Source organism: Paracandidimonas soli (genome assembly GCF_004342005.1).
Classification (GTDB): domain Bacteria; phylum Pseudomonadota; class Gammaproteobacteria; order Burkholderiales; family Burkholderiaceae_B; genus Paracandidimonas; species Paracandidimonas soli.
The window spans coordinates 599,464-611,062 of record NZ_SMBX01000002.1 but is presented as its reverse complement, the minus strand read 5'-3'; the positions used below and the strand labels follow the sequence as shown (position 1 = coordinate 611,062).

At 63.3% G+C, this 11,599-nt stretch carries 12 protein-coding genes and 1 tRNA gene; 10 read left to right on the top strand and 3 right to left on the bottom strand.

Annotated elements, in window-relative coordinates; all coding sequences use genetic code 11:
• The first annotated feature begins 1 nt into the window (after window position 1).
• From leuD to EV686_RS06435, 9 genes are all read left to right on the top strand, one after another.
• Window positions 2-652 carry a 3-isopropylmalate dehydratase small subunit gene (leuD, locus tag EV686_RS06475; RefSeq protein WP_132474666.1) on the top strand — a complete coding sequence of 217 codons (651 nt, stop codon included), beginning with the start codon at window positions 2-4 and terminating at the stop codon, window positions 650-652.
• A gap of 115 nt (window positions 653-767) precedes the next feature.
• Complete coding sequence (gene leuB, locus EV686_RS06470; protein ID WP_132474664.1) at window positions 768-1,844, top strand: 3-isopropylmalate dehydrogenase; 1,077 nt, start codon at window positions 768-770, stop codon at window positions 1,842-1,844.
• Between the two features lie 34 nt (window positions 1,845-1,878).
• Window positions 1,879-3,009, top strand: a complete 1,131-nt coding sequence (gene asd, locus EV686_RS06465; RefSeq protein ID WP_132474662.1) for an aspartate-semialdehyde dehydrogenase — start codon at window positions 1,879-1,881, stop codon at window positions 3,007-3,009.
• Window positions 3,010-3,036: 27 nt separating this feature from the next.
• On the top strand, window positions 3,037-4,704 hold the full coding sequence (locus EV686_RS06460) for a type IV pilus assembly protein FimV (RefSeq protein ID WP_132474660.1): 1,668 nt from the start codon (window positions 3,037-3,039) through the stop codon (window positions 4,702-4,704).
• Between the two features lie 129 nt (window positions 4,705-4,833).
• Entirely contained in the window at window positions 4,834-5,661 is an 828-nt protein-coding gene (gene truA / locus EV686_RS06455; RefSeq protein ID WP_132474932.1) for a tRNA pseudouridine(38-40) synthase TruA, read from the top strand.
• A complete protein-coding gene (locus EV686_RS06450) occupies window positions 5,658-6,308 on the top strand; it encodes a phosphoribosylanthranilate isomerase (protein ID WP_132474658.1) in 651 nt (216 codons plus the stop codon). Before truA ends, EV686_RS06450 begins: the two co-directional genes overlap by 4 nt.
• A gap of 82 nt (window positions 6,309-6,390) precedes the next feature.
• Complete coding sequence (locus EV686_RS06445; protein ID WP_132474656.1) at window positions 6,391-7,284, top strand: LysR family transcriptional regulator; 894 nt, start codon at window positions 6,391-6,393, stop codon at window positions 7,282-7,284.
• A 118-nt stretch (window positions 7,285-7,402) separates the two neighbouring features.
• Complete coding sequence (gene tehB, locus EV686_RS06440) at window positions 7,403-8,272, top strand: SAM-dependent methyltransferase TehB (protein WP_132474654.1); 870 nt, start codon at window positions 7,403-7,405, stop codon at window positions 8,270-8,272.
• Between the two features lie 71 nt (window positions 8,273-8,343).
• Window positions 8,344-8,475: an entericidin A/B family lipoprotein gene (locus EV686_RS06435; protein ID WP_132474652.1), complete on the top strand. Its 132-nt coding sequence runs from the start codon at window positions 8,344-8,346 to the stop codon at window positions 8,473-8,475.
• Window positions 8,476-8,593: 118 nt separating this feature from the next.
• Here EV686_RS06435 and EV686_RS06430 read toward each other — a convergent pair.
• Both EV686_RS06430 and EV686_RS06425 read right to left on the bottom strand, forming a co-directional pair.
• Window positions 8,594-8,670, bottom strand: a tRNA-Val gene (locus tag EV686_RS06430).
• 130 nt (window positions 8,671-8,800) lie between these two features.
• Window positions 8,801-9,436 carry an arylesterase gene (locus EV686_RS06425; protein ID WP_377748300.1) on the bottom strand — a complete coding sequence of 212 codons (636 nt, stop codon included), beginning with the start codon at window positions 9,434-9,436 and terminating at the stop codon, window positions 8,801-8,803.
• Between EV686_RS06425 and EV686_RS06420 the strand changes: the two genes are divergently transcribed.
• A complete protein-coding gene (locus tag EV686_RS06420; RefSeq protein ID WP_132474650.1) occupies window positions 9,429-10,103 on the top strand; it encodes an ABC transporter ATP-binding protein in 675 nt (224 codons plus the stop codon). The genes EV686_RS06425 and EV686_RS06420 overlap by 8 nt on opposite strands.
• Here the strand turns inward: EV686_RS06420 and EV686_RS06415 are convergent.
• Window positions 10,091-11,593 (bottom strand): MFS transporter, encoded by a 1,503-nt coding sequence (locus tag EV686_RS06415; protein WP_279389453.1) that lies wholly within the window; start codon window positions 11,591-11,593, stop codon window positions 10,091-10,093. The genes EV686_RS06420 and EV686_RS06415 overlap by 13 nt on opposite strands.
• Window positions 11,594-11,599 lie beyond the last annotated feature (6 nt).

Sequence of the window (11,599 nt, the reverse complement as noted above, 5' to 3'; positions counted from 1 at the left end):
CATGGAAGCATTTACTACCCATCACGGCCTGGTGGCTCCGCTTGACCGCGAAAACGTGGACACCGACCTCATCATCCCGAAGCAGTTCCTGAAATCCATCAAGCGCACCGGCTTCGGCCCGAACCTGTTCGACGAGCTGCGCTACCTGGATCACGGCGAGCCGGGCATGGACAACAGCAAACGCCCGCTGAATCCGGATTTCGTGCTGAACCAGCCGCGCTACCAGGGCGCCTCCATCCTGCTGGCGCGCAAGAACTTCGGCTGCGGCTCCAGCCGCGAGCACGCGCCCTGGGCGCTGACGCAGTACGGCTTCCGTGCCGTCATCGCGCCGTCGTTCGCCGATATCTTCTTCAACAACAGCTTCAAGAACGGGCTGCTGCCCATCGTGCTGTCCGAGCTGGAAGTCGCGCGACTGTTCGACGAGGTGAAATCGTTCAACGGCTACAAGCTGCGCATCGATCTGCCTCGCCAGGTGGTGATCACCGAAGAGGGGCGAGAACTCGGCTTCGATATCGAGCCGTTCCGCAAGCATTGCATGGTCAACGGCCTGGACGATATCGGCCTGACGCTGCAGAATGCCGACAAGATCAAGGCGTTCGAAGCCGAGCGCCTGGCGCGCCATCCTTGGCTGGCGGCGCGTCCGCTGGCCTGAACGCCTGCGGGAGACAGGAGCATGCCCTTGCGCCGGCTCCCGCCTTGAAACTATGCGAGGATGTCACGGTTTTGGCCGGGCGTCCTCTTTTCGCTATTTTTAACGGAATATCAGCATGACACACAAAATCGCAGTTCTGCCCGGAGACGGCATCGGCCCCGAAATCGTGGAGCAGGCTTCGCGCGTAATGACGGCGCTGGGGCTGGACCTGGCGCTGGAAACGGCCCAGGTGGGCGGCCGCGCCTATGACCTGCACGGCCATCCCTTGCCGCCGGAGACGCTGGAACTGGCCAAGGCCTCCGACGCCATCCTGTTCGGCGCGGTCGGCGACTGGAAATACGACGCGCTGCCGCGCGAACTGCGTCCGGAGCAGGCGCTGCTGGGCCTGCGCAAGTCGCTGGGACTGTTCGCCAATCTGCGTCCGGCCATTCTGTACCCGCAATTGGCGGATGCTTCCACGCTCAAGCCCGAGATTGTCTCCGGCCTGGACATCCTGATCGTGCGCGAGCTGACCGGCGACATCTATTTCGGCCAGCCGCGCGGCGTGCGCGAAGTGACCGAAGGGCCGTTCAAGGGCGAGCGCCAGGGCTTTGACACCATGCACTACGCCGAAAGCGAAGTGCGCCGCATCGCGCATGTGGCCTTCGAGGCCGCGCAGAAACGCCAGAAGCGGCTTTGCAGCGTGGACAAGGCCAATGTGCTGGAGACCTCGCAGTTCTGGCGCGACATCGTCATCGAGGTGGCGAAGGAGTACCCGGACGTCGAGCTGTCCCATATGTACGTCGACAATGCCGCCATGCAGCTGGTGCGCGCTCCCAAGGCATTCGATGTGATCGTCACCGGCAATATGTTCGGCGATATCCTGTCCGACGCCGCCGCCATGCTGACCGGCTCCATCGGCATGCTGCCCTCGGCCTCGCTGAACGAGCGCAACCAGGGCATGTACGAGCCCAGCCACGGTTCGGCGCCGGACATCGCGGGCCAGAATATCGCCAACCCCTTGGCGACCATCCTGTCGGCCGCAATGCTGCTGCGTTATTCGCTGAACCGCGCCGATGCGGCGGATCGCGTCGAGGCGGCCGTCCAGGCCGTCCTGGAGCAGGGCCTGCGCACACCGGACATTCTTTCGGAAGGCACGACGCAGGTTTCCACGAGCGAAATGGGCGATGCGGTGCTGAAAGCATTAAAATAAATCCTTTATCTCTCTTTTTATAAGTGAAAGCACTATGAGCCAGGCAGTGGGGTTGGTCGGGTGGCGTGGCATGGTGGGCTCTGTCCTCATGCAGCGCATGCGCGATGAAAATGACTTTTCTCTCTTCGAACCCGTGTTCTTTTCCACCAGCAACGCTGGCGGAAAAGCGCCGGCATGGGCCGATGGCGCGGGCCCGCTGCGCGACGCCCACGATATCGATGCCCTGAAAAGCCTCCCCATCATCCTGACGGCGCAAGGCGGCGACTACACCTCCGAGGTGTATCCCAAGCTGCGCGCGGCAGGCTGGGACGGCATCTGGATCGATGCCGCCAGCACGCTGCGCATGAAGGATGACGCCATCATCGTGCTCGATCCGGTCAATCGCCCGGTCATCGACGCCGCGCTGCAACGCGGCGTGCGCAATTTCGTCGGCGGCAACTGCACGGTCAGCTGCATGCTGATGGGCCTGGCGGGCCTGTTCCGCCAGGATCTCATCGAGTGGATGACCAGCATGACGTACCAGGCCGCTTCCGGCGGCGGCGCCCAGCACATGCGCGAACTGCTGACGCAGTTCGGACTGCTGAATGCTTCGGTGCGCAACCTGCTGGACGATCCGGCTTCCGCCATCCTGGAAATCGATCGCGGCGTCCTGCAGGCGCAAAAGGATCCCTCGCTGCCGCAGACGCATTTCGGCGTTCCGCTGGCCGGCAACCTGATTCCCTGGATCGACAAGGATCTGGGCAACGGCGTATCGCGCGAAGAGTGGAAGGCAGAGGCCGAGACCAACAAGATCCTCGGCCGTGGCGAATCCTTCGGCAGCACGCCCGTACCCATCGATGGCCTGTGCGTGCGCATCGGCGCCATGCGGTGCCATAGCCAGGCGCTCACGATCAAGCTGCGCCGCGATATTCCGCTGGACGAGATCAGCGACATCATCGCCAAGGGCTCGGCATGGGCCAAGGTCGTTCCCAACGAACGCGATGCCACCATGCGCGACCTGACCCCGGTGGCCGTCACCGGCACGCTGGATATCCCGGTCGGTCGGCTGCGCAAGCTGTCGATGGGGCCCGAATACCTCAGCGCCTTCACTGTGGGCGACCAATTGCTGTGGGGCGCGGCCGAACCGCTGCGCCGCATGCTGCGCATTGCGCTGGGTGAGCTGTAAGTTGTCATTTCAGTTGGGGAACATCACATGATGGCTAGAATCGCCGGTATGGCTGCGGCATCGCGCAGTATTGCTTTGAAGCCGCTCGCGGCGCTCATTTCCGCGGGTTTCCTGCTTTCGGTTCCGGCGCATGCTGTCGATTTCGGGCACTCCCGCCTGCTGTCGGCCTCTGGCCAGCCGTTGCGTGTCGATGTTCCCATCAGAAACCTGAGCGCAGACGATCTGCGCCAGTTGCAGGTCAGTCCAGCCCCGGAAGAGGCCTGGAAACGGACGGGCCTGACGCCGCCGGTTCCGCTGTTGTCCCTGCAGGTCGAGCTATTGCCGGGTACGGATGATTCCACCAGGGTGGCAAGGCTGCAGTCCAGCCAGCCCTTCAACGGACAGATCGCCGACATTCTGATCGATGTGGTGACGGCTGCGGGCAGGCTGCAGCACCAGGTCAGCCTGCTGGCGCAGCCGCACGGTACGCCGCTGCAGCCGCCAGCCGCAGGCGCCTCCGCCCAGTCCGGCGGCGCTTCGGCCTCGCCGGCCGGTGCGACAGTGCCTGGCGCAAGCAGCATCCATGTGCGCAAGGGCGATACGCTGTTTTCCCTGGCGCGCCGACATGCGGTGCCCGGCGTCAGCGTCTGGCAGATGATGGCTGCGCTATACAACGCCAATCCACAGGCCTTCATCAAGGGCAATATGAATCTGGTCAAGGCGGGCGCCACGCTTGCCGTACCGGACGCCTCCGCCTTGACGGCCCTCAGCAACGCCGAGGCGCGCGCCTTGTTCCGCGAACATGATCAGGCGTTTCGCAGCGGCAAGCGCATAGAGGCCTCGTCGGCCGAGGCTTCCGCAGTCGCTGCCGACGACGCTTCGGCAAAATCCGGCACCGTCGGACGCGATGCGCCGGCGGCGACGGAAGCCGCGTCCGGCGAACCACGAGACCAGTTGAAGCTTTCCGCGGCGTCGAATGGCGTCAATGGAGCGGTCGGAGCGGCATCCGGCGCTGCGGGCCGCACGGACGACGACAGGCTGGCCACGCGCCGGAATGTCGAGGAATCCGGCGAACGCATCGCCCAGCTGGAAGACAATGTCCGCAATTTGAACCAGGCATTGCAGGCGCAAGGCCATGCAGCGCAGGATGCCGTCGCCGAGGGCGTGAAAGCCGTCGGCCAGACTCTGTCCGAAGTCGTCGATGCCGTCGCTGGCTCCGGCGAAGCTGAAGGTTCGGCGGCCTCGTCGGGCAACGGCGGCGGCAATGTTGCAGCCGCCGCGGGTACGGCTGCCGGGAATGGCTCTGCTGCGGCCAATGGAGCGGCTTCAGCCGATGGGGCGGCCTCCGGCAATGGCTCGGCGTCCGGCAATGGCGCTTCCGCAGGCAGCGGTACCGCCATCGTCCCGGGTTCGGCGGCGCAGGCACTGGAGCAGGCGCAAACACAAGCGCAGGCGGGGGCCGGCGATGCGCGTGGCGCGAACGGAGCCGAGACGGGCTCATGGTTCGGCAGGCATCTATTGGGCATCCTGACTGGCCTGCTGGCATTGCTGGTGCTGATCGTCGCCTGGCTGCTGCGCCGCGCCAACGCCAAGGCCGATGAGCGCGAGGCGGCGGGGTCGGGCCAGATCACTGAAAGCATGATCCAGGAAAAACTGGAAAACATCGATCTGGATCTCCAGGATTCCGGCAAGCCGGAATCCGACAGGCAGGCATAGGATCATGCCCGCCCTCAAGGCATGGCGCCGGCAAGTGTGATGTCCGGCAACGATCTTCCGGGAGAGGATGGCAGCGTTGCCCGGGAAACGGGCGGCGCGCCTGTTTCCGGGCAAGGCGGGCCGGTGCGCATGGCGCTGTCGCTGAGCTACGACGGCAATGGCTGGCAGGGCTGGCAGACGCAGCCTGGCGGAAACACGTTGCAGGATGCCCTGGAGTCCGCCGCGTCGCAGTTCCTGGCCCATCCCGTATCGACCATTTGCGCGGGACGCACGGATACGGGAGTGCATGCCTTGTCGCAAATCGTGCACCTGGATACTACGGCTCGCCGCAACGAGGAGTCCTGGGTGCGCGGGCTCAATGCCTTGCTGCCGCCGAGGCTTGCCGTGCAATGGGCGGTGCAGGTGCCGCAAAATTTCCATGCGCGCTTCTCGGCTGTTGCGCGCACCTACGTCTATGTGGTCAGGAACAGCCGTGTGCGCTCGCCCTTGCTGCATGGCAGGGTGGGCTGGGTTTATCACGCGCTGGATCTCGAGCGCATGCAGGAGGCCGGGCGGCAACTGCTGGGCGAGCATGATTTCAGCAGCTTTCGCTCTTCCGAGTGCCAGGCGGCCAGTCCTGTGCGTACCATGCAGGCGGTGGAAATCGCCCGCCAAGGCGAATTCCTGCTATTCCGCTTCACGGCGAATGCCTTCCTGCATCACATGATCCGCAACCTGATGGGCGCGTTGCTCTACATCGGCATGGGAAGGCAGCCAGTCGACTGGATTGCGCATTTGCTGGCGCAGAAAGACCGCCGCTTTTCCGCGCCGACATTCGCCGCGGAAGGGCTTTACCTGGCGCATGTGGATTATGGCGACAGCGCGGCATTGCCGCAGGTCGACTGGCGCGATGCCCTGTTTTCCCATACCGGCATCGTTTTCCCGGAGCGCGTTTCCACGCAGGAGATCGAATCGTGAGTACGCAACGGATACGCGTAAAAATCTGCGGTCTGACGCGCGAGGAGGACGTGCGTGTCGCCGTCGTGGCCGGCGCGGATGCCATCGGCATGGTGTTCTACGAGGGCAGCAAGCGCTGCGTCTCCCTGGAGCAGGCCCGGCGGCTGCGCGACTGCGTTCCCGCCTTTGTCGATGTCGTGGCGTTGTTCGTCAATGCCCAGGCATCGTTCGTGCGGGAGGTGATCGATGTCGTCAAGCCGGATCTGCTGCAGTTCCATGGGGATGAATCTCCCGAAGAATGCCGCGCGTTTTCCCGCCGCTATCTGCGGGCGTTCCGCGTCGGCGCTCCGGGGCTGGATACCCCGGACGCAGTGGTGAAGGAAACTTCGCGCTATGCGGACGCGGCCGGCTGGCTGTTCGACAGCTACAGCGCGGGATATGGCGGCAGCGGCCTTGCGCTCGATCCGGCGTTGCTGGCCGGGTTGCCCGGGCAAGCTGTTGCGAAAATCCTGGCCGGCGGGCTGCGTCCGGATACGGTGCAGGCCCATGTGAGCCAATTACCGTTTCGCCCTTATGCGCTCGACGTCAGCAGCGGCGTTGAAGTGTCGCCTGGCATCAAGTCGCCAGAGCGAATACAGGCATTCATGCAGACCGTGGCAAGGGTTTGATCATGCGCCAAAGCGCAATCCTCGGACTGCAGATTGTTTATCTGTAGAATAGGAATATCAGGTCGATTAATAAAGAAAGAATATGAATCTTTCCTCTCGGCAATTGCGCGCTTTCGTTGCGCTGGCTGAAGAGCGCCACTTCACGCGCGCGGCGCAGCGCAGCCATATGACGCAGCCGGCCTTCAGCGCACTGATACGCATGGTGGAAGCCGAGGTCGGACTGCGCTTGTTCGACCGCAGTACGCGCCACGTGTCGTTGACGACGGAAGGGGAGATTTTCCTGTCGGGCGCCTTGCGCCTGCTGGGGGATTTCGAGGCCATGCAAGAAGGAATGAGCGATTACGCATCCCAGCGCCAGGGCAGGGTGTCGCTGGCGGCATTGCCTTCGCTTGCCGCAGGGTGGCTGCCTGGCATCCTGGCTGATTATCACGAAAGGCATCCGGGCGTACGCCTGGAGCTGAGGGACGCCCTGCTGGATCCTTGCCTCGATATGGTGCGCAACGGCCAGGTGGATTTTGCCGTTGCCGCCAGGCGTGCGGACATGTCGGAGCTGACATCGGATTTTCTGTATGCCGATGATTTTTTCATTGTCTGCCGGATGGATCATCCTTTGGCGAAGTGCGAAGGCATGCGCCTGTCGGCTTTGGCAAAATGGCCGCGCATTCAACTGGCGAGAGGCAGCAGCGTACGCCAGGCGCTGGATGGGGCAAACGACAAGCCGACGCTGCTGCTGGAGGTCGAGCATCTGGCAACCGTGGCCGGCCTGGTTCTCGCAGGGCTTGGTATCAGCGTGGTGCCGGGCATGACGCTGTTCCACTTTCGCCATCCGAGCCTGGTGATCAGGCCTTTGGCGGACAAGCGCCTGAGACGCTCGCTGTATCTGGTGCGCAGGAAGGGAAAATCCCTGTCGGTTGCGGCGGCGGCCCTGTACGAGCAATTGCTGGAATCCCGCGAGCAGATCCGGGTTCAGGCCTGATGGCGCCAGGCATGCTTGCGCCGCATCATTGTCATGGCGCGGCCGGGACTTGAATCCTCCCGGGTTTGTCCGTACGCTTGCATGGGCAATCAAGCCGCCAAGTCTTTCGGAGCCTCATGTGGATCATCTTCTTTGCTACAAAACACTGCCCGTCTGGAATGCGCAGACACTGCCGGAAGCCTTCCGCCGCAAGCACAACACCAGCGAAGGCACCTGGGCACGCTTGACGATAAACAAGGGCGGCCTGGATCTGGCGCTGACCGACCAGGACGGCAATGTGCTGGAGACGCATCACTGCAGCGCTTCCCGGCAGCCGCCATGGCTGGCTCCGCAGCAATGGCATCGCATCGCCGATGCGAGTGACGACCTGGAATGCCAGTTGTCGTTCCATTGCGATGCGGCGGATTATTTCTCCAGGAAGCACGGGCTGACGCCCACGCATTCGGAAGTGCTGGAGGCCGTGGCCGGGATGCCGTCGACCCAGGGCAGGGCGCTGGACCTGGGATGCGGCAGGGGTCGCAATTCACTGTATCTGCGCCTGCGCGGATTCACCGTTGATGCCTGGGACCGGAACGAGGACGGACTGGCAGTACTGCGCGGCCTGGCCGAAGCGGAAGGCCTGGACAACATCGACGTGCAGTACAGAGACCTGAATCATGCGCGTATCGATGGCCAATACGACTTCATCCTGTCGACTGTCGTTTTCATGTTCCTCCAGCCGCAGGCGGTGCCGGGGTTGATCGCGCAGATGCAGGCCGCAACCTTGCCCGGGGGATGCAACCTGATCGTGGCCGCCATGAGCACGCAGGATTGCCCATGTCCGGAGGCTTTTCCTTTCACGTTCGCCGAGGGCGAGCTCAGTTCGTATTACCAGGGCTGGGATCTGCTGAAATACAACGAGGATTTCGGTGCGCTGCACAAGACGGACGCACAGGGCAACCGGGTAAGAATGCGATTCGCGACCTTGCTGGCGCGCAAGCCCGAATAGTGAAAGAGAGGCGCAAAAAGCGCTCAAGCTGTCGTAGAATAAAAGAACCGTGATACTTGAAAGGAGCGGCAATGAAAAACAAGATTCTTGCGATGTTTGCCCTGTTGGGCTGCCTGGTCATGGCAGGTTGCGCCAATACCATCGATGGTGCCGGGCAAGATATCAGCAAAGCGGGGGATGCGATCTCCAGATCGACGAAATAGCCGGGTCTGATGAATGCCCATACTCCGAAATGAGGAAGAGCCGAACCCAACAAAAAAAGCCGCAACTCATTGAGTTTGCGGCTTTTTTGGCTGGGCTTGGAAGCCCTTGCATGTATTCTGGTAGGCAGTACTGGATTCGAACCAGCGACCTCTACGATGTCAACGTAGCGCTCTAACCAACTGAGCTAACCGCCTGAAAGAACGTAATAATACATCGATTTTTAAACGTGTGTCAATGGCTTTGCGGCTTTTTTTGCTGCTGATGCAGAAAAAGAAGGGCGTCTTGACGCACGGATCCGGGAGTTTCGCACTGTGTCCGACAAGCTTATTGCAGTCGTTCCAGCGCAGACTGCAATACAGGCCAGACATTGTCGGCGATGAGGGGTTGCGCCGCCTCGTTCGGATGAATGCCGTCGGCCTGGAACAGGCTGCTGTCCGAGGCCATGCCTTCGAGAAGGAAGGGAACCAGGTCGACGCCATGCTCCTGGGCCAGCTCGGGGAACAGTTCGCGGAACTGCCGGGAGTAGCGGGTGCCGTAGTTGGGCGGGATCTGCATGCCGACCAGGATGACCGAGGCGCCGCTTTCCCTGGAAAGGGTTATCATCCGGGCAAGGTTTTCCCGCGTGGCCTGCAGCGACAGGCCGCGCAGCGCATCGTTGGCGCCGAGCTCGATCAGCACGACGGCGGGATCATGCTGCAGGAGGGCGTCGGGCAGGCGCGTCAGGCCGCCGCTGGTCGTATCGCCGCTGATACTGGCGTTTTTTATCTGGACGCCGGGGAACGTATCGCGGATGCGTGGCTCCAATAGCGACACCCAGCCCGATCCGCGTTCAATGCCGTATTCGGCAGACAGGCTGTCGCCGAGCACAAGCATCGTGCCGCCGCGGGTTTCGGCGGCGGCGCCGGCGGCCATGAGAAACGAGGCGAACAGCGTCATTAACCATCGGAACAGCATGAGCATCATCCATTCAGTTGTCGTTGAGCAGTTGTGCAAGCAGGTCGAGGATTCGAGCGGCGTGCTGCAAATACTGGAAAATATCAGTTTTACGGTCGAAGCGGGTGAGGCCGTCGCAATCACCGGAAGTTCCGGATCGGGAAAATCCACGCTGCTGGGGTTGCTGGCCGGACTGGATGTCCCCAGTTCGGGGGCAGTCAGCCTGATGGGGGCCGATCTGTTCCGCCTCAGCGAAGAAGAGCGCGCGGCCATCAGGGCGCGGCACGTGGGGTTCGTGTTCCAGTCGTTCCAGTTGCTGCCCAACCTGACGGCGCTGGAAAACGTTATGTTGCCGCTGGAGCTGGCCGGCAGGCCCGCTGCGGATGCGGCGCGGCAGATGCTGGCGAGGGTGGGTCTGGAAAACCGCCTGGACCATTATCCCCGCACGCTGTCAGGCGGAGAGCAGCAGCGTGTGTCGCTGGCGCGCGCCTTCGTGATGCGGCCTGACATCCTGTTTGCTGACGAACCGACCGGAAGCCTGGATTCCGCCACGGGCGAGCGGGTCATCGAGCTGATGTTCAGCCTGCACGAAGAGCAGGGGAGCACGCTGGTGCTGGTGACGCATGACGCGCAACTGGCCTCCAGGTGTCAGCGCACCCTGGTGCTGGGGGCGGGGAGGCTTCAGGCGGATTGAGCGGCGGGTACTCGGCCTGTTCTGTTGCTCCAGGCGATGAGGGCCGCGGCCAGTCCCAGCAGCAGCGCCGCCGCCAGCATGACGCCAGAAAATGCCTGGTCGAATGCCAGGCGCGCCAGCTCCGCCAGTTGCGCAGCGGCTTCCCGGGGAAGCGTTTCGGCGAGCATCAGGGCTTCGTCCAGGCTGTCGTAGGCCGTCATGGGCACCTGAAGGTGTTCGGGCAACGTCAACGATGCCGTATAGATGGCGCTCATCAAGCTGCCCAGCAGCGTAACGCCCAGCGATCCTCCAAGCTCGTAGGAAACCTCCTCTATCGAGGCCGCCATGCCGGCGCGTTCGGGCGGCGCATTCTGCATGATGGCGCTGGAGGCGGCGGTCATCGCGGCTCCGAGGCCAAAGCCCATCATGGACATGGCTGCTATTTGCAAGGCTGGTCCGGACTGGTAGGCCTGCAGATAGACGACGGCGCCGGCTCCCGTCAGCAGCAGCATCGCCCACATGACGCGCGCGGTGCCGATACGGGTCAGGAAAAGACCCGCCAACGGCCCTGCGATGAATGAGGCGAGCGGCAGAGGCAGAATGAACAGGCCGGCCTGCAGCGGCGTCATTTCCTGCACCAGTTGCAGGCGTTGCGTCAGCACGAGCTCGATGCCGATGAGGGCGACGGCCGCGATGACGGCAGCCAGCACCCCGGAGGAAAAGTGCCGGTTGCGGAACAGGGAGAAATCGATCAGCGGCGTGGCGGCGTATCGCTGCCTGCGCGCGAACAGCGCCAGGAACAGCAGCCCGGCGGCGGCTGCCAGCATGGCAATGCCGACGGAGGGAGAGCGCTTGCTCAACTCCTTGATGGCATAGGTGAGGCCGATCAGCCCCAGCATGATCTGCAGCGAACCGGTCAAGTCCCAGGGCTGCGCCGCTCCGGGCCTGCTGCGCGCGATGAAGCGCAGCGCCAGCGGAATGGTGAGCAGCACGATGGGGACATTGATGAGAAAGACCGAGCCCCACCAGAAATACTCGAGCAGCGCTCCGCCGATGACCGGGCCGATGGCGGCGCCGCCGGAGGCGATCGCGGCCCAGATGCCGATGGCGAAGGCACGCTCGCGTTCGTCGGCGAAGGTGTTGCGGATGATGGACAGCGTGGCGGGCATCATCATCGCGGCGCCGACGGCGAGCAGGCCGCGAGCCACGATCAGGATGGCGGCCGTGGGCGAGTAGGCGGCCAGCAGCGAGGCCGCGCCGAAGACGCACAGGCCCCAGACGAACAATGTGCGCGCTCCAAGCCTGTCGCCCAATGTGCCGGCCCCCGGGAGCAGGCCGGCGACGACCAGGGGGTAGGCATTGATGATCCAGAGTTTTTCGGAAACGGTCGCGGCAAGATCGTGCGTGAGCCGGGGAAGCGCCGTATAGAGCACTGTCATGTCGACGACGATCAGGAACAGCGCAGTGGATACGATGGCCAGCACAAGCCAGCGGTTATCGGTTTGCATCATGGATGT